Origin of the sequence: Streptomyces sp. NBC_00859 (genome assembly GCF_045161865.1) — a bacterium.
Classification (GTDB): domain Bacteria; phylum Actinomycetota; class Actinomycetes; order Streptomycetales; family Streptomycetaceae; genus Streptomyces.
Genome location: NZ_CP108826.1, coordinates 7,490,861 through 7,513,947 on the forward strand (window position 1 = coordinate 7,490,861; position 23,087 = coordinate 7,513,947).

The window sequence follows — 23,087 nt, forward strand, 5'->3', positions numbered from 1 at the left end:
CTGCCGATCCCGGACATCCGGAACATCTTCGCTTGGTTCACCGTTCACCTATATGTGGGCACGGAGCGGGCGAGAGTCCGGTGCCCGCACACAGACCGCCCCGGCTGGCCTCCCCCGACCAGTCGGGGCTCTTCTGTGTCCGGCCGAGCCGGAACTTTTCGGCCAGGTCGTCGGCGAATATGCCAGAGATATGGCCAGAACCCCATGGTGACAATGTGCCGTGAAAGAAGATACTCGTTCACTGGGAAGGTTGAATTCTGTTCGAATCAACCGTGATCCACCAGTGAGAGGCCCGCGACTCGCGGCCGGTTGCCGACCGGACCGTTTGCGGGGCCCTGGCCGCGAACTGCCCTGGGGGAGTGGCTGTGCACGACGAATTCCTGTGCCATGTCACCGCGTACGGAGTCTGCGGTGGACGGCGGGTCGGTGTGCCGCTCGGCACCTATCGCGCGCCCACGCTTCCGCTGGCCCTGTGGTGGCTGCGTGACCGCGCGACGTGGATCTCGGAACGGCTGGATCCCAGCCCTGCTCATGAATGCTTCCCGGTCCGGGCACTCTTCGAACTGCCGTCCGATGCCCCCGACGTACCGGGTGCGTTCCGTGCCTGGCGGGACGGCGGTCCTCAGCAGGAAAAGGCCGCCGAGGTACTGGCCGGCGGTGGTCTCATGCGATTCGCGATCAACGACGACACCACCGAGTACGAACTTCTCGCGGAATCGGTCGACGCACTCCGGATGCAGCGTGCAATTCCCTCGCCCGCCCCGGCGGCTGCCGATTCTCCACCGGAACACCGCGCCCCCCTGAGGGCAAACGCACAAGGCGGGGGGAGCGGTGAATTCGGCTCTTCGCAATTGACCGGACTTCCGTCGGGTGCCGCCCTGCTCGCCACGCTGGACAGCTCCACCGTGGTGTTCAGCTCTGCGGCAGGATGACCGCGCGGCCGTTGATCTTCCCTGCGTGCAGCCTTTCGTAGGCAAGGGGGGCGTCGTCGATCGCGTACGTCTCCACGTGGACGTCCACGGCCCCGGCGCGCGCCAGATCGAGCACCTCGGTCAGTTCCGAGCGCGAACCCCAGTAGGGCGCGGCCACCGAGACCTCGAAGGGGAGTGCGCCGAAACCGACGGGCAGCGTGCCGCCGCCGATGCCGACCAGCGCGATATCGGCTTCGATACCGGCCACCGCACCGGCCAGCGCCACCGTGGACGGGACACCCACGAAGTCGAAGACGGCCTGGGCGCCGAGCCCGCCGGTCAGCGCGCGGACCCTTGCCGCCGCACGTTCGTCGGAGAGTACGGCCTCGTGGGCACCGACCGTCTTCGCCAGCGCGAGCTTGTCCTCGGTGACGTCGAGCGCGACGACCCGCGTGGCGGACATCGCCCGCAGCAGCTGGATGGCCACATGCCCGAGACCGCCGGTACCGATGACCACCGCGGTGGAGCCGGGGGTGAGCTTCGCCAGTGAGCGCTTGATGGCGTGGTACGGGGTGAGGCCGGCGTCGGTGAGCGGCACGGCGCCGACCGGGTTCAGATCGCCGAGCGGCACCAGGTGGCGGGGGCTGTCCACGACCATGTATTCGGCCATCGCCCCGGGGGCGCCGAGACCGGGCGGGTGGATGCCGAGTTCACCGGCGCGCAGGCAGTAGTTCTCCTTGCCCTCGGCGCACTTGATGCACGTGCCGCAGCCCCACGGTCCGTAGACCGCCACGGAATCGCCCTCGGCGAGCCCGGTGACGCCGGCGCCCAGCCCGGCGACCGTCCCGGCCCCTTCGTGCCCGAGGGTGAGCGGGAGCTCGTAGGGCAGGCTCTCCGCGGGGCGGCTCATCACCGCGATGTCCGAGTGGCAGACACCCGCCGCGGTGACCTTCAGAAGGACCTGCCCCGGCCCCGGCTCGGGCTCGGGAAGGGTGACGACCTCGGGTGCGGCGCCGATCGTGCGGTACTGGACTGCTTTCATGGGTTGTGCTCCTCAGCTGGGCGGCGGGACGGTCCCCGACCCTGGCCCGCCTGGGTGATCGGTCAGCGCGCGGCGTAGCCGCCGTCGACGAGGTGGTAGCTGCCGTGGATGAACGAGGCACGGTCGGAGAGCAGGAACGCGGTCAGCTCCGCCACTTCCCCGGCTGTTCCGAGGCGCCCGGCGGGGTGCAGCGAGACGAGCTGCTCGCGCGCCGGGTTGTCCGTGTCGTGCAGCAGTGGGGTGTCGATGAAGCCGGGACCGACGGCGTTGACGCGGATGTTCTGCGCGGCGTATTCGAGCGCGGCGGTCTTCGTGAGTCCGACGACACCGTGCTTGGCGGCGACATAGGCGGGTGAACCGGCGAAGCCGTTGGTGCCGAGTATGGAGGCCATGTTGACGATGGCGCCGCCGCCTGCCGCGAGAATCGCGGGCAGCTCGTACTTGAGCGAGTAGAAGACGCCGTTGAGGTTGGTGTCGATCACCCGCTGCCAGGCTGTCACTCCGTACTCACCGGTCGGCAGGCTCGGGCCGCCGATGCCCGCGTTGTTCACGGCGAGATGCAGTGCGCCGAAGGTATCGGCGGCGTGCCGCACGGCGCGTTCGACGGAGACGGGGTCCGTGACGTCCACGGTCACGGCGGAGGCTCGGGCTCCGGAGGCTTCGAGCCCGGCGGCCGCCTCGCGCGCGCCTTCCCCGTTGTAGTCGGCCACGACGACTGCGGCGCCGCCGGCGGCGAGGCGGCCGGCGACGGCCAGGCCGATGCCGGAGGCGCCACCGGTGACCAGCGCGGTGCGGCCGGCGAACTCATCTGTGGGGGTGGTGCTGCTCATGGTGTCTGTGTTCCTTTCGTGCTGTGCGCCGCAGCGGTGTCACGACTGCGGCAGTTCGCCGGTGAGAGCGGTGAACGCGGCGTGGACGATGCCGGGCAGGGCGTCCTCGCGGGAGCCGCGGACCCAGGCCGCCTGGGCGGCGACGAGTGCTCCCGCGCCCGCGCCCACCAGAACGGCCGGGCGCAGGTCGTGCTCGTCCGCGATGCCCATCCGGTCGGCCAGGATCCGGATCGAGTCCGCCTGGGCCTCCACACGGATGTGCTGGAAGGCCGCGTACAGCGTGGGCTCCCGGTCCGCGATCCGCATGAGTTCGAAGATTCGCGACCGCCGGTGCCAGGCCGGGCGCTCGTCGTCCCTCAGCCAGTCGGCCACCGCGTTGCGGTAGGCGACGAGCGGTGCCTCGCCGGCCGGGCGGGCACGCAGGGCGGCGTTGATCCGGTCGCCGTCGGCCCGTACGGAGTCCAGGACCGCGTCCTCCTTACTGGAGAAGTAGCGGCTGAACGTCCGGCGGGCGACGTCGGCGCGGTCGGCGATGTCTTCGACCGTGACGGCCTTCAGCCCGCGGTCGCACACCAGGACGCAGGCGGCTTCCGCAAGCGCTTCGCGGGTCCGGCGGGCCTTGCGGCCGCGCCGGTCCCCGGCTGTTCCCTCATCGTTCACGCATTTCACCGTACACCCAGAAATGTCCCACTGGGACATCTTGCCCAGTGGGACATTTCTGCCGCGGTCATACGGCTGTGCGGCTGTGGCTTCGGGGCCCTGGACGGTGCAGGTCAGCAGGCTCCCTTGTCCCGCCAGGCACCCCAGTCACCCGTGGTCCCCGGCTCCTCGTTCTGGGTCCACCACTGGGCCTGCCAGGTGTGTCCGTTGTGGGACACCGTGCTGCCGTTCGTGTATGTCGCTGTGCTGCTCCAGGCGGCCGCGGTGCAGGAGCCGCCCGGCGGCGTGGGAGAGGAGGAGGCCGGCGGCGTCGTCGGAGGCGTGGTGGGTGGAGTGGCCCCGGCGAATGTCACCGCGTACTTGGCGAACTCCCAGTCCGACTGCGGCACGCTGCTGCAGACTCCGGACGTGGCACCGTTGTCCGGCGGGTCGCACTGGCGGTCGCGGTTGAGTGACCAGAAGGTGAAGCGGTCCATGTGGTGGCTGGTGGCGAAGTCCAGGACGGTCTGGAAGTCCGCCTGCTTGAAGTACTCGCCGCTGTCGCTGCGGCCGTTCATTCCCGAGAAGCCCTCGTGGGCGTAGGCGGTCGCCTGGTCCCAGCCGAATGTCGACTGCAGGATCGTGTTGAAGTTGGTCAGCGCGCTCGTCTGTGCGGCGGCCCCGCTGAAGCCCCCGTCGAAGGGCATGATCGAGAAGTTGTTGGGCGTGAACCCCTGCGACTTGGCCTCGTTCAGCATCTGCTTGCCGAACCAGCCGGTGCCGTCGGCCGTGCCCGCTGTGGTCACCGAGACGTACAGGCCGGGGTTGTTCTGCTGGAGGATCTTCGCCGCGCCGATCTCATGGGCCACGGCTGCCGTGTTCTCGTACTCCGGCTCCTCCAGGTCGAAGTCGATGGCCTTCAACTGGTACTTGGTGATGACCTGTTGGTAGGCGGCGGCTGTGGACGCGGCGTCGGAGCAGGCCTGGCCGAGTTTGGTGCCGCCGTACCCGCCGATGGAGACCGAGACGTCGCCGCCCTTGGCGCGGATGCCGCTGATGACGGAGCTCACCGCGGTGTCGGACGACACTGCCGACGTGCCGCCCCATGTCGGGCTGCAGCCACCACCGTTGGGCGCCAGGATGAAGGCGAGCTGGAATGCCTTCAGGCCGGTGGCGTCCATGATGGCCCCGGCGTCGGGCGGGTTGTTGTCCGTGGGCATGAGGTACGGGGCCGCCGCGTACCAGCGGTTGCTGAGCGCGGCTTGACCGGTGGTGGCCCCGGCCGCCTGGGCGGTGGCGAATGCGGAGAGCCCGGCGGCGGCCAGCGCGGCGGTCGCCACGCCGCAGAACAGAGCACGGATGCGTTTCATCTGAGGGCCTCCAGAGTGGGGAAGTGGCCGCCAGAATCGGTGCCTGTCGAGTCCGCGTCAACGACTTGGACTAGACCATTGCCAATCCTTGGGGATTGCCCGGAGCGCGGGGCTCGGGCCCCCGGGGTCGGAACCGCGGATTCCGCGCCCCGGTCCGGGGCGCGGACCTGCGGTCAGCCGCGTGGCAGCGCTGCCGACTGCACCCGCGGGAGCAGGGTCCAGTCGTTGGAGACGACACTCGCGTGAGCTGCGGCGAGTTGGGCGACGCGGGCCTGCGCGTCGGATTCCGACGGATTCTTGTCGTCCAGGGCCGGGGACACGTTCTGGGCGTCGGTCATCACCAGCATGTAGTGATGGGTGTCGTACCAGGCGGTGTCGATCGTCCCGCCGAGGTAGGCGGCGGCGTCTCCGTCGAAGAAGACGAACCAGGGCCGGAGCGAGGTGTCCGCGTACCGTGAACGGGGGTCACCCGGCTGGGCGGAGTGCACCGCGGGAAAGATCTGCGCCTGGCCGATGTCACCCGACGCGTCCAGATCGCGGAGATGTCCGGCGTACTCGCTGTCGGTCCACAGCGAGTCGGTCGGGTTGCTCTCCTCGACGGTGCCGGGGATCGCCTCCAGCAGCACTCTGCCGGCGAGCTGCGCGCGCGTGGGCCAGTTGCCTGCCGTGGCCGCCTCGTCCAGCGTGGCGTACCGGCCGCCGCCCGGCTTGGCCAGCAGGTCCGCCGGGCGGAAGACGGCGGAGCCCAGGTGCGCAGCGATCGCCGCGTCCAACTGAGCCGGACCGAGGCCGAGATCGGACTGGAAGCCCGCTTTCATCTCCAGCTTGATCACGACCGGTGCGTGTCCGGGGTGGGCCGCGAGCCACACCCGCACGTCGTCCAGGCAGCTCTCCAGATTCTTGTTGGCGCCACCGGTGTAGAGCTGGTCGGGGGTGTCGGCGTTCACGCAGTTGTTGCTGTTTCCCAGCGGGTTGGAGTGGCTGACCTTCCACTCCTTGGTGACGAAGTCGTCCCAGACGTCCAACTCGATCATCGAGGTGCCGGTGTCCAGGGACTGGGCGAGATAAGGGAAGGCCGCAGGGTCATAGGTGTTGTGGAGGCCCGACGTCGTGGCTCCCGAGAGGGGCGGCGAACCGGCCGCGGCCGCGCTCCCCGTCCCGCCGGCCGCGGTGATGGCGAGGGCGGCAGCCGCTGCGCCGGTGAGTATCGCGCGCAGCCGGAGCGGAACGCGTCTGAACCGGTTACCTGACATGTGGCCTCCAGTGGGGGGTGACTCTCCGCCGGGATCGTCGCGGGCTCCGATGAAGCGACGGAGACATGCCGAGCAACATAGGCCGAAATTCCCCCGCGGCTAAGGGGTCTTGCACTATGAGCGTCCGATGAGGTCGCGAAGGCCGGACGGGCATAGTGCAAGGGCCCCTGAGGGAACACGTCCGGGCTGGTACGGAAATAGCTCCAGGCAGGCGACATTGACGGATCGTCAGCCGGTCGGGAGCTCTTCACCGCACCGTGAGCAGAAGCGCGCGTCGGCCTGCTGCGCGAGGCGTCCGCAGCCGGTGCAGACCAGGTTCAGCAGGCATGCGGCCTCGCCCCCCTCGTGCTCCACCGCACCCGGGGCGACGGTGAGGCCGGGGCGGCGCCGGTGCACGGTGAGATAGACGAGACCCTCCGGGCCGGCGGCCAGCGCGCGACGGGAACCGTGCGGCAGCCAGACGACCGCCCCCGGCCCCAGGTCCTGGCGCCCTTCGGCCGTTTCCAGGCCACCGCTGCCGCCGACGACGCACACGAGCACGTCGAGGTCCGGTTCCACATGCGCGTCCACCCCGGCGTCCGGCGGCAGCCGGATCACGTTCGAGTCCAGCTGCCGCGCCGGCTCGGCCAATCGCCAGAGTGCCCCGCGTTCAGCCTCGGTGGCCTCGCGGACGAGCCGTACGGTGTCGGTGACGACACCGGGGGCGGGCGTGGGGGACAACGATTCCTCCTGCTGCGGACGGACGGCTGATGCGGGGGAGATCGTACGCCCGCCCGCGCCGGCCCCGCGCAGTCAGGATCGGGTGAGTACCACCACGGGGATCTCACGGTCGGTCTTGGTCTGGTACTCGTCGTACGCGGGCCAGACGGCCGCCATCGTCCGCCACATGTCCGGCTTCTCGCCGGGCTTCGCGGTCCGTGCGTGCGCGGAGAACCGGTCGCCCTTCACCTGTACCTGCACCTGGGGATCCGCCTGAAGGTTCAGATACCAGGCCGGCGGCTCGTCGGAGCCGCCCTTGGAGGCGACCACGAGCAGGTCGTCGCCGTACGGCTGGTAGATCAGCGGCGTGCTGCGCTGCTCACCGCTCTTGCGGCCGGTGGTGGTGAGGATCAGGGTCGTCGTGCCCTGCCACTCGTGTCCCTCGGCTCCATCGGTCGCGACGTAACGCTCGACGTGCTCCTTGCCGAACAGCATCTCTGGCCCCATCTGTTGTCGGAATCCGCCGGTACCCCGTGGCTCACAACCTACGCCCGAGTGCGGGCGATTCAGCCGCCGGCTCCCAGGCGGGCGGGCGCGCCGGCCGGTGTGTCCAGCTGGTGTGCCGTGTCCTTGTGCAGCAGTCCGATCAGCCGGTCCGCCTCGGCGCGCGTCAGATGGAGGAGCATCGCGTCCTCGGGATGCGCGGGGCCGGGCGGGGCGACGACCAGCCGCGCGGTGCTCGCACCGGCCGAGTCGGTGGTGAAGGACGGGGGGAAGGCCTGGCGCCAGTTGACAAGCGCGTCCCTGAGCCGTCCGTGCGGAGAGCTGAGATCGCGTGCGACCCAGCCTGTCGTCACCTGAGCGAGATGATCCAGTTTCTGAGAATTCGTCACTGCTCCATACTCGCCGGACGGCTCGCGGCGCGCTCGCTGGAGACGCGCGGAGGGTGATGGACCACCCGCGCCGGCGGGGGAGGCCCCGGCCGGCGCCGGTCCGGCCGGGGCGAGACCCGGTCAGCGCTCCGGTGGCCGCCCCGCCGCCGGAATCTCCTCCGCGGGTACGACCGGCCCCGGCGGGGTCCCGTCCCCGAACGGGTGGCCGCCCAGCTCCTCCCGGTGGTGCGGGGTGAGCCAGCCGCTCAGGTCCGGACCGAGCGGCACGATGCCGGTCGGGTTGATGCCGGCGTGCACCCCGTAGTAGTGCCGCTTGATGTGGTCGAAATCGACCGTGTCGCCGAAGCCCGGCGTCTGGTACAGGTCCCTGGCGTACGCCCAGAGCACCGGGTCCTCGGTCAGCTTCGCCCGGTTGCACTTGAAGTGGCCGTGGTAGACGGCATCGAACCGCACAAGCGTGGTGAAGAGCCGGATGTCCGCCTCGGTGACCGTGTCCCCCACCAGGTAGCGCCGCCCTGCCAGCCGCTCGGAGACCAGGTCCAGGCGCCGGAACACATCGCGGTACGCGTCCTCGTACTCGCCCTGTTCCGAAGCGAATCCCGCCCGGTAGACGCCGTTGTTGACGTCCCGGTAGATCCCCTCCATGACGTCGTCGATCTCGTCGCGCAGTCGCTCCGGGTACAGATCGGGCGCGCCCGGCCTGTGCAGCGCGGACCACTGCGTGGCGAGATCCAGGGTGATCCGCTGGAAGTCGTTGGTGACCAGCTGACCGCTCGGTACGTCCACGACTGCGGGCACGCTCACGCCGCCCGGATAGCCCGTCTCCCGTGCCTCGTAGGCCTCGCTGAGGTAGCGGATGCCGAGGACCGGGTCCTGGCCATCGGGGTCGAGGGTGAAGCGCCAGCTGCGGTCGTCCTGGATCGGGTCGGTGACGCCCAGCGAGAGCGCGTCCTCAAGGCCGAGCAGCCGCCGTGAGACCAGCGCGCGGCTCGCCCACGGGCAGGCCCGGCTGACCACCAGCCGGTACCGGCCGGCCTCGACGGGCCAGCCGTCGCGCCCGTCGACGGTGATCCGGTCGGCGAAGTGGCTCGTCGACCGCTTGAACGGTTTCCTGCCGTATCCGGCGTTGCCGCCGTCGCCTTTCTCGCCGCTGTCGCTGGGGTGGTTCATCACCGTGATCCTTCCCGTTGGCCGGTGCCCGGTGTGCCGTCCGTACTCCGCCGGACCGCCCGCGCGTACATCCGTCCCGCGGGGTCCGGTGGATCCACGGACCCCGCGGCCCCTCCAGGCTGACACCGTTCCCCTCCACCGCGCAGCCGAAGACGGTCCCCGGGCGTCCACGTGGCACCCGCCCGCTTCAGGAAGCAGTGGGCAGCGTTGCCCCCACCGGCTCCCTGCGGACGACGTCGACCAGCGACAGATCCGTGATTTTGAGGCTGGGTGACACCGCGAGCGTCAGGGTCGACACACTCATGAACGGGTTGAGGTGGTCCCAGCCCCACTCGGTCAGCGCGGTCCGCACCGCACCCGACTGCGCGGCGATCTCCTCCGCCGGAGCCGGGGACATCACCCCCGCGACCGGCAGCGGCATCCGGGCCGCCACCGTGTCGCCGTGCACCACGGCCACCCCGCCGCCGTCGGCGAGCACCGCTGCAGCGGCTGTCGCCATCGCGGCCCGCGATGTCCCGACGGTCACCAGGTTGTGGCTGTCATGGGCGTACGTCGTCGCGACCGCGCCCGCGCCGAGGTCACGGCCGAGCAGCGGGGCGAAGACCGTGCCCGCGCGGCCGTAGCGGTTGCGCACCCTGACCAGGGTCACCCGGCCCTCCCACTGCACCTCACCGTCGCGGACCGGCAGTTCGGCGTCAGCGGCCTCGGTGTACGTGTCGCGCGCGTTGACCCGCATCGCCCGGAAACGGTGCACGCCGTCGGGCAGTGAAATCCGCCAGCGGAAGCCGTCCGGGGTCTGCGGCTCGACGTCGAGGGTGCCCGACAGCGCACCGGCGACCGGTTCCGTCTCGTACGCCGGTTTCCCGTCCCGAGCCACGGTCCGGCCGCCCGCGATGACCAGCGCCGGATCGAAAGCGGCCAGCTCGCCGCGGAGCAGGACCAGGTCGGCCCGCTTGCCCGGAGCGACGACCCCGCGGTCGTACAGCCGCAGCCGCTGCGCCGGGTTCCAGGTCAGGGCGCGCAGTACGTCGACGGCGGGCAGCCCGGCCCGTACCGCGACGCGCGCGATGTGGTCGAGGTGGCCGGTGGAGAGGATGTGGTCGGCGGCCAGGTCGTCGGTGACCAGACACAGCGGCGGCAGCTGCGGGAGTGCCAGGAGCGCTTCGACGACCTCCGGGAGCAGGCACTTCTCCTGGAGCATCATCAGCATGCCCATCCTGACCTTCTCCAGGACGACCTCGGTGCGGTTCTTGGTGTGGTCGGAGTCGACGCCGGTGGCCATGTAGGCGCTGAGTTCCGCGCCACTGAGGTTCGGGCAGTGCCCGTCGAGGATGACCCCGCGCTCGCGGGCCGCACCCACGATGCCCCGCATCCGGGGCTCGTCGGCCACGACCGCCCGGTAGTCCATGACCTCACCCAGCGCGATGACGCCCGGCCACTGCAGCATCGCGTCGATGTCGTCGGCGGACAGGCTGGCGCCGGCGTGCTCGAGGCCTTCGAGCGCGGGTACACAGGACGGCACGCCCCACAGCTGGGTCTGCGGTGTCCCCCGCCCGGCCTCGGTCATCCAGCGCATCGCCTCGGCGCCCGCGACATTGACGATCTCGTGCGGGTCGGCCAGCACCGTCGTCGTCCCGCGTGCGAGCGTCAGCCCGGCGAAGGTCTGCGGGGTGAGGAACGAGCTCTCGATGTGCATGTGCGCGTCGACGAAGCCGGGCACGACGAGCATGCCGGTGGCGTCCACATGCTCCAGCGCATCGCCGGGTGCCCCGGGAGGCAGTACACCGGTGATGCGGTCGCCGCGCAGCAGGACGTCCGCCGCGAACTCCTCACCCGTGAAAGTGGACACCACCCTGCCGCCGCTGATGCGGACGTCGTGGGGTTCCGGCAGTTGCTGCTGGTCAGTGGTCATGCGGTAGGTGCTCCTCAGCGAGCCGTCGTAGTCCCGGGCGGCCGTCCCCGAACCGGTCGGGGCGGCGGGGTCAGGGGACGAGTGTGTAGAAGTAGTAGCCGAGCGGGATCATCACGATCCACAGTCCGGCCGGGATCTCACGGAACCGGCCCGCTGCGGCCTTCACCAGGACGTGGGCGGCGAGTCCGACCGCGATTCCGGTGCCGAAGTTGCCGAAGAAGATGGTTGTGGCGACGACCAGTGCGGCCGGGACGGCATCGGTCGGATCCCGGAAGTCGACGTTGCGCAGTGCGCCGAGCATGCTCAGGCCGATGTACATCAGCACCGGGGCGGTGGCGGCGGAAGGGATCAGTGTGGCGAACGGCGTGACGAGCAGCAGCGCCGCGAAGCCGAGTGCCGCGTACACCGACGTGAGGCCCGTACGGCCGCCGCTGTCCGCGCCCGCCGAGGACTCCAGATACGCGGTCATGCTGGGCGCGCCGAGCCCTGCGCCACCGATCACGGCGCCCGAGTCGACGTAGAACGGCCGGCGGATGCCCGGCACGTTGCCGTCCTTGTCGGTGAGGCCGGCCCGGCCTGCCACGGCCAGCAGCGTGCCCGTCATGGAGAAGAACTCCGAGACGAAGAACGCGAAGATGTACGGGAAGTACGCGGGTTTGAGCGCGCCCAGGATGTCGACATGGAACAGGACGGCACCCGGGCTGTCGGGCGCGCCGAAGAAGTGACCGGGAAGTTCGGTCACCCCGCACGGGATACCCGCCAGGGTCACCACGGCGATGGTGATCAGGAACGCGCCGGGCACCTTCCGGGTCACCAGAGCCGTGAGAAGCACCAGGCCGCCGAGTGCGAGCAGCGCTCCCGGCTGCGAGAGGTCGCCGATGCTCAGTGAGTTGCCCGCGGTCTTCGCGACCACCAGGCCACTGTCGCGGAATCCGAGCAGTGCGATGAAGAGCCCGAGGCCGCCGCTGATCGCGTACTTGAGATTGAGCGGCATCAGCCGGGTGATCAGGTCGCGGATGCCCAGAGCGGTGAGCACCAGGAAGGCGACACCCGACCAGAAGACCATGCCCAGTGCGGAGTCCCACGGGACGCCGTCCTGGCCCACGATGGTGACGGCGAGCAGTGCCACCCCGCCGAGGCCGGGAGCGAGGACGAACGGAAGATTCGCGAACAGCCCCATCGCGAGCGTGGCGAGCACGATCGCGATGATCACAGCGGTGGTGACCGGGCCGATCGGGAGTCCGGCCTTCGCCAGCTGGCCGGGCACGACGACCGCCGCATAGGCGGCGGCGACGAACATGGACAGGCCCGCGACGGCCTCGGTGCGCGGCGTGCTGCCGCGCTCGCGGATGCGGAACCTCCGTTCCAGCAGCGAGGGGCGCGGCCCTGGGGCCGGGTCTGGCGCGTCCTTCACGTCGGACGCGTCGGGGTGGGGCATGAGTACCTCGGCAGGATGAGGGGGCGAGGCCGGGCGGTATCCGGATCCCTTGCGCGTGTCCGGCGGGAGGCTGCGGGTGCGGCACCGCCGGGATTTCTGCAACCGGTCTCTGTAACCGGTTGCAGAGACCGGTTGCGGATAGGATGACACGACCCGGCCGCCACGTGAACCCCGCGATCGGTCACACTGCGGTCACACGGTCCGCCCGGAGGCGTGCGAGCGGAGCGGCCCGGGACATGGCGGACGGGAGGGGATCCGACGATGGCGACGCTGGCAGACGTGGCCCGTGAGGCGGGCGTGTCCAAGGCCACGGCCTCCCGAGCGCTGATGCGCCCGGAGATGGTCGCCGACGCCACCCTGCAGCGGGTGCGTGAGGCCGCCGGGCGTCTCGGATTCCACCCGAATCCCGCCGCCCGCGCTCTGACCACCGGGCGTACCGGCATGATCGGACTGATTGTGCCGACCCTGGCCAACCCCTTCTTCGCACCACTGGTCCTGGGCGCCCAGCAGGCGGCAGAAGAGACCGACAGCCATCTCCTGCTCACCGTCTCCGAGTACAGCGCCGAGCGGGAGGCGGCGCTCGCGGACCGGATCTCCGGACAGGTCGACGGCCTGATCATGGTCGCGCCGGTGGGCCCGGACGCGGCGCTGCGCCTGAGCGCCCGTCGGCGACCCGTCGTCCTGGTCGACCGCCGCTCCGGCAGACTGCCCGCCGTCGTCCTCGACACCGCGTCCGGGACGTCGGCCCTGGTCCGGCACCTGCTCGGCCTCGGGCACCGCGATATCGCGTACGTATCAGGTCCTGCCGGTTCCTGGGCCGACGGGCGGCGCCGTGAGGCCATGGCGGAGCAGGCCGCGGACGCAGGGGCAAGGCTGCGGGTGCTCGGGCCGCTGCCGCCCACCTTCGACGCGGGTATCCGGGCCGCGGCGGCGTTGCCGGCCGGGACCACCGCGGTGATCGCGTACAACAGCTATCTGGTGCTCGGCCTGCTGCACGGGCTGAAGGCCGCGGGCATCCGCGTCCCCGAGGACATGAGCCTGGCCGCGGCCGACGACCTGACGGCGCTCGGAGCGACGTCCCCGGCCGTGACCGCGCTCGGTGTCCCGGTCGAGGAGGCGGGAGCACTTGCGGTGACCCGGCTGCTGGAGGTCTGCGCGGGCAGCCGCAGGACCGTCGTCACCGAGCTGCCTACGGTGCTTCACCGCCGGGCCTCGACGGCCGCGCCGGGGGGCACTCAGCCGTGCTGATCACGTCCCGGCGGTGGACGTTCCGGCCGTGCGCATCCGTCCGAAGGCGTAGACGCACCCGGCCAGTGCCAGGTCGGACAGCAGCATGAAACCGATCGAATAGGTGCCCTTGGCGCTGTAGATCGCGCCCATGACCAGCGGCGGAACGAACCCGCCCAGGCCGCCCATCGCCCCGACGATCCCGGTCACACTGCCCACTTGGGGCTGTGGGGTGACCTGGGAGACCAGCGCGAACACGCTCCCGCTCGCGGTGCCCAGGCCCGCCGCCATAGCCAGGAAGCAGATGGTCCCGGTGGGGTTCAGCGGCGGGTCGAAGGCCTGGATGATGGCCATCAGCGCGACGAGCGCGAGGGCGCCCGCCGTGACGACGGCGGGGTGGATCCGGTCGGCGAGACGCCCGCCGACGGGCCGGAAGATGACGGTGACGAGCGCGAACCCCGCGGCCTTGGTGCCCGCGTCGGTCGGTGACAGGTGGTACCAGGTCTTCAGGTACGTGGGCAGATAGACCCCGAACGCCACGATCCCGCCGAACCCGATCGCGTACAGCGCGGACAGCTCCCAGGTCACCCGCAGCCGTCCGGCTCCGCCGAGCCGGGTGGCGAGCGGGGTGGTGGGAATCTGCCGGTCCGGGTGGTCGGTGATCAGCAGCGCCCCCAGCACGGCGAATGCGGCCAGCGCGACGGCGACCACGATGAACGGCAGGTTGGCGCCGTGCTCTGCGATCCGGGTGGTGAAGTAGCCGGAGATGGCGACCCCGCCCATGCCCATCCCGAAGATGCCGAGTGCGAGCCCCCGGTTCGCGGGCGGGAACCAGGAGTTGACCAGTGGGATACCGATCGCGAAGGTCGTGCCGCCCAGCCCCAGCAGGAAGCCCACGGCCAGCATCGCGCCGTAGGAGTTCTTCGCCGGGATCAGCAGCAGCACCGGCACGATGGTGAGCGCGGTGACCAGGGGGAACATCAGCTTCGCGCCGTACCGGTCGGTGAGTGCCCCGACGGGGATCCGGCCCAGCGACCCGACGATCACGGGCACGGCGACGAGGAGCGACTGCTGGAAGTTGCTGAGCCCGAGCCGGTCCTTGAAATCGCTCCCCAGCGGCGCGATGAGGGCCCACGCCCAGAAGGTCAGCGTGAAGCCGATCGTGGCCATCACCAGGTTCCGGTACGCGGACGCGGTGGGCGCCGTGGGTACGCGCGGTGACGCGGGGGGTGCGGTTGCGGTGCCCATGTTCCTCCGGCTTCCTCTGTGCGGCCTTCCTCCGAGGCTCGGCCGGGCCTCGGAGCGCCGCCACTCGGCACACCCGAATGGTCCATGTCGCAGGGTCCTGTCCGCCGAGCCATAGTCCCGAGCGGTGGCGATCCCCGAGGACGGCCCGGGGACGTCCGCCGCACGGGGGGCCGTGGCACGACTGCGCGGCGGATGTCCGGGGCGCGGAGCGCAGCCGCCTCCGTCGGTAGCTGAGCGGGCCGGTCGGCCGCCTCCACCGCGTGACGGGTCCCGGATTCGGCTACCCCGCCGAGTCCTTCGGGCCGATGCCTCCACCTGGCGGCAGGCCTTCACGCGATGGTTCGGACGCTGCTCGCCGCCCCAGAGCGGTACGGAGCCCGGCTGCTCCCGTACCGAGATCGCCGGGTGATCGCCGCCGCGTCCGGCGTGCTGGACGACGTCTCACGGCCCGCGCTGGTGCACTTCAACCTGTGGCAGGGGAATCTGCTGCTTGCCGGAGCCGACGGGGAGCGGTGCGTCAGCGGGGTCGTCGACGGCGAGCGGATGTTCTGGGGCGACCCGGTCGCCGACTTCGCGGGTGGTCCCGGAGCTCGTCCTCGCCCTGGACGAGCCGGAGCCGGGCCCGTACGGGACGGCATGACGGGGCAGCGTCCGGCTGGGCCGACCGGGGGAGAGGGGCCCGCACCGGAATAGGCTCCCGTCCGGAGGCGGTTGGAGTACCCATGACCTCCGACGAACACGCGCGTTTCGGCAGCATCGGCATCTGGAGCGCAGCCCTGCACCCCGCGGATCCCGGCGACCGCGGTGAAGTGTCCGACGCCGTGGCCGAGCTGGACGAGCTCGGCTACGGCACGATCTGGATCGGCGGCAGCCCGTCGATGGAAGAGGTGGTGCCGGTCGTCGACGCGACGCGGCGCATCACCGTCGCGACCGGAATCCTCAGCATCTGGCAGCACACCGCCGCCGAGGTCGCCGAGCAGGTCGCGGGGGTCGAGAAGCGTCATCCCGGACGGTTCGTGCTGGGCCTCGGAGTCAGCCACGACGCGCTCACCCCGCAGTACGCCCGTCCGTACTCGAAGATGGTCGACTACCTGGACGCACTGGACACCGCGCCCGCCCCGGTCCCGGCCTCGCGGCGGGTCCTGGCCGCGCTCGGCCCGAAGATGCTGAAGCTGTCGGCCGGACGCTCCCTCGGCGCCCACCCGTACCTGGTCACCGCCGAGCACACGGCGCAGGCCCGGACGGCCCTCGGCCCCGACGCGCTGCTCGCTCCGGAGCTGAAGGTCGTACTCGACACCGACATCGAACGCGCGCGGACCGTCGCGCGGGAGACGCTCTCGATGTACCTGCAACTTCCCAACTACACCGAGAACCTGCTGCGCCTCGGATTCACCGAGGCGGACGTGACCGCCGGTGGCAGTGACCGGCTGCTCGACGCGCTGTTCGCCCTCGGTGACCTGGACACGGCGCGGGCCAGGGTGGACGCGTACCGGGCAGCGGGTGCGGACCATGTCGCGCTCCAGGTGCTTTCGGGGGACCGGCACAGCGTTCTGCCGCGTGCGGAATGGCGCGAGCTGGCATCGGCCTTCGCCCTGACCTGACCTGACCTGACCTGACCTGACCTGACCTGACCTGATGTGACCGGCTGACCTGACGCCAATCGCTCGCCCGCCGGTCCGCCTCGTGCCGGCCGGGATGTTCCTGCCATGTTCGACGGCAATGCCCGACGGCCCCGCGGCCCGGTCCGCGGGGCCGTCGTCGTTCGGTGGAACTCGTCTTCGGCGTGGGTCTATTGACGTCTCTGTCCGTCCGCTCCTAAGGTCTCGAACCATTCGACACCTGACGTCTGATGTCATGCGTCAGGTGTTCTGTCGGCCCGCACCAAGGAGCGTTCGAGCAGATGGCATTGATGTGGAGAGCGCCGGCCCGCCTGCGGCGTAAGGGGTCCTTGGACTATGCCCGTCCGGGTCGCGCGGGCCGGCGTCGTGCAAGGGCCCCTATGGCCATTGTTCTGCTGGGGGCGGTCGTGGTCGCCGCCGCCTCCCTGGTGACGACGGGTCCGGCTGTCGCCGTGGGCAGTGCTCAGTCGGCGGTGGTCAGCCAGGACTGCACGAGCAGCCGGGTGCGCGTGTCACTGCTCAACCCCACCGCGGCGGCTACCACCTTCACGGTCACGTGGCCGGGGACCGGCACGTGGACCCGGACGGTGTCGGCAGGCGACCGCAGCGATCTGTCCTTCTCCCGGCCCAGCGGTACGGCCTACTCGTTCCGCGCCACGACGCCCCAGGGGCTGGACAGGACCGCGTCGGGCACTCTGGACTGCAGCACGTCCATGGCAGCGCAGGTGAGCAGCGAGTGCCCGCCTGGCGCGGACGGCTCGCGGCCCGCGGCCCACGGGCTGGGGCTCACCCTCGTCAACCGGTCCGACGCCGCGAGGACCTTCACCGTGGCGTGGCCTGGCAGGTCCGGGTCTCCCTGGACCCGGACCGTCGCGGCCCATGGTTCGGACGACACGATCCACTGGACGGTGGCCGACGGGACCCCGTACCGCATCCGTACGACAGCCACCGGCTTCGGCCGTACCGAGAGCGGGACAGCGAGCTGCGGACTGGCCGCGGGCACGCCCGGCATGAACACCCGGACGCTCTTCGAGGCGCACACCGCCACGAGCGCCGGCACCCCGATCGCCGGCCTGAACCGCGCCAGGACCGGCGGCAGCGGATACGAGACCTACACCGGGGCCGCGGCTTCGGTCCGCATTCCTTCGATGGCCGTCACCAACGACGGCACGGTGATCGCCATGGCCGACGCCCGTGTCGACAGCTCGGCCGACCTGGGCGGCCGGAGCAACAACATTCAGGTCGCCATGCGCCGCAGCACCGACGGGGCAGCCACCTGGACCGGGGCGTCAACTGTCGTGCACGCGGCCACCACCAGCGAGGGGTACGGCGACAGCAGCCTTCTGGTGGACCGTTCGGCCGGCCGGGCCGGGAAGGTCTTCGCGTTCGTCAACTACTCGCCCGCGCCCGGTATCAGCTACGCGGGCTCGTCGGCGGGCTCCAACTCCGCGACCGACAGCACCGCCATGCACATCCGGGTCATCTCCTCCACCGACGACGGTGCCACCTGGAGCAGGCCGGTGGATCTCAACCCGCAGGTGAAGAACGTCAAGTGGGCCGGAATGTTCGCCTCGTCGGGCCATGGCATCCAGCTCTCCGACGGCCGGCTGGTCCAGCCGATCGTCTACAAGGAGGACGGCACCGATCACGCGGGCAACATCTACTCCGACGACCACGGAGCCACTTGGCACGCGGGTGCCTCGGCGGCGACAGGCGTCAACGAGAACAAGGCCGTTCAGCGGGACAGCGGACAGGTGGTGCAGAACCTGCGGTCCGACAGCGGGGGCAACCGGTGGTACGCCACGGCCGCGGACGCCGCCACCGGTCAGAACGTCGCCGGCGCCTACGGCCCGGCCTGGAACTCCGGCCTGATCGACCCAGGTTGCAACGCCGACGAGATCTCCTACCTCAGGCCCACGGATGTCTCCGCCGACGGCTATCCCACGCTGACGCCCGTCATGGCGCAGAGCAACAACGCGTCGTCGGCCGGGCGCAGCGAGCTGACCGTACGCGTGAGCGAGGACGACGGCGTGACCTGGCCCCACCAGGTTCTCATCAAGCCGGGCGCGGCCGGGTATTCGACGACGGCGATCCTCGGCGACGGGGTGGTCGGCGATCTGTACGAGATCGGTGCCACGGGCGGCGTCGTCCTCAGCAGCTTCACCCTTGACTGGGCCCGGCAGTCCTGACCCGGCGGCCGTGACGGCAGGGCGGACGCCCCCGCCCCTCCCCGGGCGAGGAGCGGGGGCGGAGCGTCCGGAGGAGCGGTCAGCCGGTGGCAGGGCCTGCTGCCCTGGCCTCCTCCACGCGCCGCCGGACCGGGGCGTAGTGCTCGGCGATGGCACGGGTGAACGCGTCGACATCGCCGGCGCGCGCCGCATCGACGATCCTGCGGTGGTTGTCCACGGTCTCGGCCTCGTCCTTGCTCGTGAAGTCACCGAGGTGCGGCACGACGATCGTGTACACGTCCCAGAACGCGAGCGACAGCTGTCCGATCAGCTCGTTGCCGAGCGGCTCGACCAGTACGCCGTGGAAGGACCGGTCGGCCTCGACGAATCCGGTGCCGTCGCCGTTTCCCGAGCGCTCCATGTCGTCCACGATGCGATTGAGCGTGCGGAGGTGGTCGCTGTCCAGCGAAGTGAGGATGCGCTCGGCCATTCCCCGTTCGAACAGCTCGCGTACGTCCACCAGGTCCGACATGACCTTGAAGTCGTCGTCACGGCTGAGCAGTCCGCGGAAGGTGAGCCCCTCCACCAGTGCGGAGAGGGTGAGCCTGCCGACGTAGGTGCCGTGGCCGTGCCGTACCTCGACGATGTCCAGCGCGTCGAGGGTCTTGACCGCTTCGCGCACGCTGGAGCGGCTCGCGCCGAGAGTGGCGCTCAGCTCGCTCTCGGTGGGCAGCGGATCTCCCGGACGAAGGCTGTTCTCCAGGATGTACCGCTTGATGCCCTCGCTGACCTCCTGTCTCAGCAGGGACCGTCCTTGACGTCCCTCCGCGACCTGTCGGCTCTCCACCCCTTGACCCCTCTCCTCGGCCCGGCTACGGTCCAAGGCTATCAGCCATCAGACATCAGACATCAGCTCTCTCCGTCGTGGGCTGTCTGCCCGGCGGCTGGTGGGTCATGCTCGGCCCCGACACCGCTCCCACGTCTAACGACGGCCGGGGGCGGGCAGGATGATGGCCCTATGAGTGATCACGACGAGACCGCGGGCAGCCGGAACGCTTTCGACGAGGAGGCGCGACAGGTACTCGCGACGGGCGCACGCGAGGAGAAGCTGCGCCGCCGCTACCCGATCGAATCGACGTCATTCGAGCGCACCCGCATGGCGCCCTACACCGCGTACGCCGCCATGGTCCTCGAAGGCGCCGGATGGCGCCAGATGTTCCCGGCCCAGCCGAGCGAGGACGAGGCCCGGCTCGATCTGGCCGCGGTGCTGCGCGGTACCACCGAGCATCCGCACGTGGCGGCGGTCCGCTACGCGCAGGCCGCCGATGCCGTCGAGAACGGTGCGGACCAGGTCATCCTGGGTGAGAGCGTCTACCGCGTCGTGCGCGTGGAGCAGACCATCGTCATGACGGAGTACGGGCCCGAACCGCCCCAGGGTGCGGACTGCCCCTTCCCCGAGGAGTTCGACGACCGGGAGTCCGAACACTGACTGACGCGTCCGCAGCGGGTGACGACGGGGCCGCCGGTCACGCCTGCCCGGCGAGAGTGTTCCAGAACATCAGCTCGTAGCTCTGCAGCAGCCGCCCGTGACGCCGGGCGGCTGTCAGGTCGAGGCCGCCGTCGAGCCCGGCCTGAACTGCGGCGGTGCCCTGCGCCTCGAGAACGGGGGCGGGTTCGGCGAAGAAGTCGAAGAACCCGCACGCCGCGTCGTCGAAGCCGTAGTGGGTGCGCAGCCCCTCCGCGATGGTGGCGCAGTAACCACCCCAGGCCGCGAAGTTGACGATCAGTGCCAGGGCGGCCTCCGCGGGTGCGGCGGTGAGGGCGAGCCTGGCCACGTACGAGGGGTAGGCCTGGCAGCCGGCGGTCGGCTCGTACGCGGCGGCGTCGGCCCTGTCGAGCCCGCACCCGGTGATGAGCGCCTCCAGCCGCTCGGCCGCGGTGTCCTCCCCGCGCGCGAGGGCGGCGAAGAATACGGCACAGGCGTCATCCCCGCGCGCGGCCGAACGACCGGCCAGATGAGTGAAGGCGCTGCGGTCGCTCGCGATGACGTGCTGCTGCTCCAGGGCGAGCGCCGCCACCGCGCCGCGGTCCGCCGCACCCGACGCGAGGAGTGGAACGAGCCCGTTTTCCGCTGCCCCCGGCGCGAGCTCGGCTGTGGTGGTCCTGAGTACGTCGTGCGCCGTACGGTCCATTCCGTCTGCCTCCGAATGCGTGAGCGGCACCTGTCCGGAAAGCCTGCAGCACCTGTCGTGCACACCTCGCGCGGCGGTGCCATACTCGGACATGTTCACTCGAACGGCTGTCCCTGTCCGAAAGGACGACGCGCCATGACCTGGGCTTCGTGGACGACCGGCGGAATCTTCGCGGGACCGGGCGGAGTCCGTACGGAAGAGGTCGGTGTGCTGACCGGCGACCTGACGGTACACACGACGTGGTGGGAGGATCAGGTGTCCTTCGCCGTGCAGTACAGCGGCGCGTCGGACTGGTTCACGCTGGTCGGCAGTCCGGTGCCGTGCGGCTCGGAGAAGGCCAGCCGGGAACTTCACCAGATCGTCGTCGAGGCGGTCCGTTCCGGTGGCGGTGCCACGGCGCAGACGGTCCAGTACCGGGCGGGGCCCTGGGCTCAGCAGTAGGGAATCCGGACCGCACGCGCGGGGCCGGCGGCCGTCAGTCCAGGGAGTGCGCCGTATCCGCCGTATCCGTCCTGCCCGCAGACTGGGCCGCGGCGGACGGCGCGGGGGCCTCCGCCCCGCGGCGGAGCCGCCGTGCGAGAGGTTCCGTCCACCGCGCGGTCAGGGGTCCCAGGACGACCAGGATGAGGACGTACGCCGTCGCGAACGGGCCGATGCGCGGCTCGGCGCCGACCGCGAGACCCGCGATCACGATCGAGAACTCACCGCGCGCCACGAGCGTGCCACCGGCCCGCCAGCGTCCCGCGGACCTGATCCCGGCACGCCGGGCCGCGTACCAGCCCGTGACGATCTTGGTGAGAGCCGTCACGATCGCGAGGAGCAGCGCGGGGAGCAGGACGGGCGGAATGTCGGCGGGATCGGTGCTCAGTCCGAAGAAGACGAAGAAGACGGCGGCGAAGAGATCCCGCAGCGGAGTCAGCAGGTGGTGCGCGCCTTCGGCGACCTCACCGGACAGTGCGATACCGACCAGGAACGCGCCTACGGCAGCGGACACCTGGAGCTGCTGCGCGATCCCCGCGACGAACAGGGTCAGCCCGAGAACCACGAGGAGCAGCATCTCGGGGTTGTCGGACGAGACAGCCCGGCTGATGAGCCGGCCGTGGCGCAGCGCCACGTAGAGGACGGCGCCGACCGTGCCGAGGGAGATCAGCAGGGTGAGACTGCCTCCGGCCAGACTCAGTCCGGCGAGCAGCGCGGTGAGCAGGGGCAGATAGACCGCCATCGCCAGGTCCTCGATGACCAGGACACCGAGGACGACCGGTGTCTCCCGGTTGCCGAGGCGGCCGAGATCCCCGAGTACCTTGGCGATCACTCCCGATGAAGAGATCCAGGTGACGCCGGCCAGCGCGACGGCGGCGACCGGGCCCCAGCCGAGGAGCAGCGCGGCGACGGCTCCCGGAGTCGCGTTGAGTACGAAGTCGACGATTCCGGACGGGTACTGCGTCTTGAGATTCGTGACGAGTTCTGACGCGCTGTACTCGAGTCCCAGCAGGAGCAGCAGCAGGATGACGCCGATCTCGGCGCCGGTGGCGGTGAACTCCTCGCTGGCGTCCAGCGGAACCAGACCGCCGTGGCCGAAGGCGAGTCCGGCCAGCAGATAGAGCGGGATGGGGGAGAAACCGATGCGGCCGGCGAAGCGGCCGAGGAGCCCCAGGGCGAGGATGACCGCCCCGAGTTCGATGAGCAGCGCGGACATGTCGTGCACGGGCGTTTATCCTCCGGTGATCAGTTCCGCCACGGCGTCCACGCCTTCGCGGGTGCCGACGACCACGAGGATGTCGCCGCCGGCGAAGCGGAAGTCCGGGGTGGGTGAGGGGAAGGCCGCGGTGCGGCGCAGTACGGCGACGATGGAGGCCCCGGTCCGGGTGCGAGCCTGTGTGGCGCCGAGGAGGCGCCCCGCGTACGGCGACCTCTTGGTGATCGCGATGCGCTCGCTCACCAGGTCGATCTCCAGGTGCTCGTGCAGCTGCGCCACCGGGGCCGGTGTGAGAAGCCGGGACAGTGCGGCAGCCTCGTGCGGGGCCAGTGGTGTCGCGTTGCGGCAGTTGTCGTCGTCCTCGGCGTCGTGAAGAGCGAGGATGCGCCGGCCGTCCTGGTGTGCGACGACCGAAAGGTGCTGTCCTGCTTCGGTGTTGAGGTCGTACCGGGTGCCGACCCCGGGCAGGCCGGTCTTCCGGATGTGGGCGGCGGGTTCCAAAGGAGGCTCCCTACAGGCAGGCAGGCAGGCGGTGCACGGGCGCGGACGCCATCGGGGTCGAGCGGGCGTCGTTGCCGGACGACCGCAGGCGGAGCCGTCGTCCGGGCCGGTGATCTGTCAATGGGTCTGCTCTTACCCTAGCGCAGGTCAAGGAAAGGTAAATGGCGTGGTATTTATGGTGATTTGTTTGCTTTTACGTGTGGGGTGATGGGGCAAGCCAAGGCGGGGGCGGTGCTTCGCCTCCGTGACCTGGTTCAAGGCGGCGGCGGGGTGAGGGCG

Annotated in this window: 22 protein-coding genes and 1 pseudogene; 7 read left to right on the forward strand and 16 right to left on the reverse strand. The window is 70.6% G+C overall.

Going from position 1 to position 23,087, the window contains the following annotated elements; translation table 11 throughout:
- Positions 1-365: 365 nt before the first annotated feature.
- Positions 366-755, forward strand: a pseudogene (locus tag OG584_RS33035) (hypothetical protein); the annotation flags it as partial.
- 157 nt (positions 756-912) lie between these two features.
- Here OG584_RS33035 and OG584_RS33040 read toward each other — a convergent pair.
- The 11 genes from OG584_RS33040 to OG584_RS33090 form a co-directional block, all read right to left on the reverse strand.
- Positions 913-1,953, reverse strand: coding sequence for an NAD(P)-dependent alcohol dehydrogenase (locus OG584_RS33040; RefSeq protein WP_405783363.1), 1,041 nt, complete (start codon positions 1,951-1,953; stop codon positions 913-915).
- A 62-nt stretch (positions 1,954-2,015) separates the two neighbouring features.
- On the reverse strand, positions 2,016-2,783 hold the full coding sequence (locus tag OG584_RS33045; RefSeq protein WP_405783365.1) for an SDR family NAD(P)-dependent oxidoreductase: 768 nt from the start codon (positions 2,781-2,783) through the stop codon (positions 2,016-2,018).
- Between the two features lie 39 nt (positions 2,784-2,822).
- Positions 2,823-3,443, reverse strand: a complete 621-nt coding sequence (locus tag OG584_RS33050) for a TetR family transcriptional regulator (protein WP_405783367.1) — start codon at positions 3,441-3,443, stop codon at positions 2,823-2,825.
- A gap of 113 nt (positions 3,444-3,556) precedes the next feature.
- A complete protein-coding gene (locus OG584_RS33055) occupies positions 3,557-4,792 on the reverse strand; it encodes a chitinase (RefSeq protein ID WP_405783369.1) in 1,236 nt (411 codons plus the stop codon).
- Positions 4,793-4,965: 173 nt separating this feature from the next.
- A complete protein-coding gene (locus OG584_RS33060; RefSeq protein WP_405783370.1) occupies positions 4,966-6,045 on the reverse strand; it encodes a phosphatidylinositol-specific phospholipase C domain-containing protein in 1,080 nt (359 codons plus the stop codon).
- Positions 6,046-6,273: 228 nt separating this feature from the next.
- Positions 6,274-6,765, reverse strand: a complete 492-nt coding sequence (locus tag OG584_RS33065; RefSeq protein ID WP_405783371.1) for a cupin domain-containing protein — start codon at positions 6,763-6,765, stop codon at positions 6,274-6,276.
- 72 nt (positions 6,766-6,837) lie between these two features.
- Entirely contained in the window at positions 6,838-7,239 is a 402-nt protein-coding gene (locus OG584_RS33070; protein WP_405783373.1) for a nitroreductase family deazaflavin-dependent oxidoreductase, read from the reverse strand.
- 71 nt (positions 7,240-7,310) lie between these two features.
- Positions 7,311-7,637, reverse strand: coding sequence for a hypothetical protein (locus OG584_RS33075; RefSeq protein WP_405783374.1), 327 nt, complete (start codon positions 7,635-7,637; stop codon positions 7,311-7,313).
- A gap of 120 nt (positions 7,638-7,757) precedes the next feature.
- Complete coding sequence (locus OG584_RS33080) at positions 7,758-8,807, reverse strand: glutathione S-transferase family protein (protein ID WP_405783376.1); 1,050 nt, start codon at positions 8,805-8,807, stop codon at positions 7,758-7,760.
- 187 nt (positions 8,808-8,994) lie between these two features.
- Positions 8,995-10,719: an adenine deaminase C-terminal domain-containing protein gene (locus tag OG584_RS33085; RefSeq protein WP_405783377.1), complete on the reverse strand. Its 1,725-nt coding sequence runs from the start codon at positions 10,717-10,719 to the stop codon at positions 8,995-8,997.
- A gap of 70 nt (positions 10,720-10,789) precedes the next feature.
- On the reverse strand, positions 10,790-12,157 hold the full coding sequence (locus OG584_RS33090) for an NCS2 family permease (protein ID WP_405783379.1): 1,368 nt from the start codon (positions 12,155-12,157) through the stop codon (positions 10,790-10,792).
- A gap of 261 nt (positions 12,158-12,418) precedes the next feature.
- Between OG584_RS33090 and OG584_RS33095 the strand changes: the two genes are divergently transcribed.
- Entirely contained in the window at positions 12,419-13,405 is a 987-nt protein-coding gene (locus OG584_RS33095; protein ID WP_405783380.1) for a LacI family DNA-binding transcriptional regulator, read from the forward strand.
- On the opposite strand, the gene OG584_RS33100 is transcribed toward OG584_RS33095, so the two are convergent.
- Positions 13,406-14,632, reverse strand: coding sequence for a nitrate/nitrite transporter (locus OG584_RS33100; RefSeq protein ID WP_405783381.1), 1,227 nt, complete (start codon positions 14,630-14,632; stop codon positions 13,406-13,408).
- A 336-nt stretch (positions 14,633-14,968) separates the two neighbouring features.
- Between OG584_RS33100 and OG584_RS33105 the strand changes: the two genes are divergently transcribed.
- The 3 genes from OG584_RS33105 (at position 14,969) to OG584_RS33115 (ending at position 18,440) form a co-directional block, all read left to right on the forward strand.
- Positions 14,969-15,325, forward strand: coding sequence for a phosphotransferase (locus tag OG584_RS33105; protein WP_405783383.1), 357 nt, complete (start codon positions 14,969-14,971; stop codon positions 15,323-15,325).
- Between the two features lie 29 nt (positions 15,326-15,354).
- Entirely contained in the window at positions 15,355-16,233 is an 879-nt protein-coding gene (locus tag OG584_RS33110; RefSeq protein ID WP_405783384.1) for an LLM class F420-dependent oxidoreductase, read from the forward strand.
- A gap of 398 nt (positions 16,234-16,631) precedes the next feature.
- Positions 16,632-18,440: an exo-alpha-sialidase gene (locus OG584_RS33115; RefSeq protein WP_405783385.1), complete on the forward strand. Its 1,809-nt coding sequence runs from the start codon at positions 16,632-16,634 to the stop codon at positions 18,438-18,440.
- A gap of 79 nt (positions 18,441-18,519) precedes the next feature.
- Here OG584_RS33115 and OG584_RS33120 read toward each other — a convergent pair whose 3' ends face one another.
- A complete protein-coding gene (locus OG584_RS33120; protein WP_405783386.1) occupies positions 18,520-19,266 on the reverse strand; it encodes a FadR/GntR family transcriptional regulator in 747 nt (248 codons plus the stop codon).
- A gap of 171 nt (positions 19,267-19,437) precedes the next feature.
- On the opposite strand from OG584_RS33120, the gene OG584_RS33125 reads away from it, so the two are divergent.
- Positions 19,438-19,908, forward strand: coding sequence for a DUF5954 family protein (locus OG584_RS33125; protein WP_405783388.1), 471 nt, complete (start codon positions 19,438-19,440; stop codon positions 19,906-19,908).
- A gap of 37 nt (positions 19,909-19,945) precedes the next feature.
- Here OG584_RS33125 and OG584_RS33130 read toward each other — a convergent pair whose 3' ends face one another.
- Positions 19,946-20,611 carry a transcriptional regulator gene (locus tag OG584_RS33130; protein WP_405783389.1) on the reverse strand — a complete coding sequence of 222 codons (666 nt, stop codon included), beginning with the start codon at positions 20,609-20,611 and terminating at the stop codon, positions 19,946-19,948.
- Positions 20,612-20,746: 135 nt separating this feature from the next.
- On the opposite strand from OG584_RS33130, the gene OG584_RS33135 reads away from it, so the two are divergent.
- Complete coding sequence (locus tag OG584_RS33135) at positions 20,747-21,052, forward strand: hypothetical protein (RefSeq protein WP_405783390.1); 306 nt, start codon at positions 20,747-20,749, stop codon at positions 21,050-21,052.
- Positions 21,053-21,086: 34 nt separating this feature from the next.
- Here OG584_RS33135 and OG584_RS33140 read toward each other — a convergent pair whose 3' ends face one another.
- Together OG584_RS33140 and OG584_RS33145 are read right to left on the reverse strand one after the other, a co-directional pair.
- Positions 21,087-22,307, reverse strand: coding sequence for a cation:proton antiporter (locus tag OG584_RS33140; RefSeq protein ID WP_405784402.1), 1,221 nt, complete (start codon positions 22,305-22,307; stop codon positions 21,087-21,089).
- Positions 22,308-22,322: 15 nt separating this feature from the next.
- Positions 22,323-22,808, reverse strand: coding sequence for a cation:proton antiporter regulatory subunit (locus tag OG584_RS33145; RefSeq protein ID WP_405783392.1), 486 nt, complete (start codon positions 22,806-22,808; stop codon positions 22,323-22,325).
- Positions 22,809-23,087: the final 279 nt, after the last annotated feature.

What these genes read in the sequence shown, in the direction of transcription:
- OG584_RS33135 (WP_405783390.1), top strand. Translation starts at nt 20,747, where the DNA reads ATGACCTGGGCTTCGTGGACGACCGGCGGAATCTTCGCGGGACCGGGC.
- OG584_RS33125 (WP_405783388.1), top strand. Translation starts at nt 19,438, where the DNA reads ATGAGTGATCACGACGAGACCGCGGGCAGCCGGAACGCTTTCGACGAG.
- OG584_RS33060 (WP_405783370.1), bottom strand. Translation starts at nt 6,045, where the DNA reads ATGTCAGGTAACCGGTTCAGACGCGTTCCGCTCCGGCTGCGCGCGATA.
- OG584_RS33140 (WP_405784402.1), bottom strand. Translation starts at nt 22,307, where the DNA reads ATGTCCGCGCTGCTCATCGAACTCGGGGCGGTCATCCTCGCCCTGGGG.
- OG584_RS33115 (WP_405783385.1), top strand. Translation starts at nt 16,632, where the DNA reads ATGGCCATTGTTCTGCTGGGGGCGGTCGTGGTCGCCGCCGCCTCCCTG.
- OG584_RS33090 (WP_405783379.1), bottom strand. Translation starts at nt 12,157, where the DNA reads ATGCCCCACCCCGACGCGTCCGACGTGAAGGACGCGCCAGACCCGGCC.
- OG584_RS33085 (WP_405783377.1), bottom strand. Translation starts at nt 10,719, where the DNA reads ATGACCACTGACCAGCAGCAACTGCCGGAACCCCACGACGTCCGCATC.
- OG584_RS33040 (WP_405783363.1), bottom strand. Translation starts at nt 1,953, where the DNA reads ATGAAAGCAGTCCAGTACCGCACGATCGGCGCCGCACCCGAGGTCGTC.
- OG584_RS33070 (WP_405783373.1), bottom strand. Translation starts at nt 7,239, where the DNA reads ATGCTGTTCGGCAAGGAGCACGTCGAGCGTTACGTCGCGACCGATGGA.
- OG584_RS33095 (WP_405783380.1), top strand. Translation starts at nt 12,419, where the DNA reads ATGGCGACGCTGGCAGACGTGGCCCGTGAGGCGGGCGTGTCCAAGGCC.
- OG584_RS33045 (WP_405783365.1), bottom strand. Translation starts at nt 2,783, where the DNA reads ATGAGCAGCACCACCCCCACAGATGAGTTCGCCGGCCGCACCGCGCTG.
- OG584_RS33080 (WP_405783376.1), bottom strand. Translation starts at nt 8,807, where the DNA reads ATGAACCACCCCAGCGACAGCGGCGAGAAAGGCGACGGCGGCAACGCC.
- OG584_RS33110 (WP_405783384.1), top strand. Translation starts at nt 15,355, where the DNA reads ATGACCTCCGACGAACACGCGCGTTTCGGCAGCATCGGCATCTGGAGC.
- OG584_RS33130 (WP_405783389.1), bottom strand. Translation starts at nt 20,611, where the DNA reads ATGGACCGTACGGCGCACGACGTACTCAGGACCACCACAGCCGAGCTC.
- OG584_RS33100 (WP_405783381.1), bottom strand. Translation starts at nt 14,632, where the DNA reads ATGGGCACCGCAACCGCACCCCCCGCGTCACCGCGCGTACCCACGGCG.
- OG584_RS33055 (WP_405783369.1), bottom strand. Translation starts at nt 4,792, where the DNA reads ATGAAACGCATCCGTGCTCTGTTCTGCGGCGTGGCGACCGCCGCGCTG.
- OG584_RS33105 (WP_405783383.1), top strand. Translation starts at nt 14,969, where the DNA reads ATGGTTCGGACGCTGCTCGCCGCCCCAGAGCGGTACGGAGCCCGGCTG.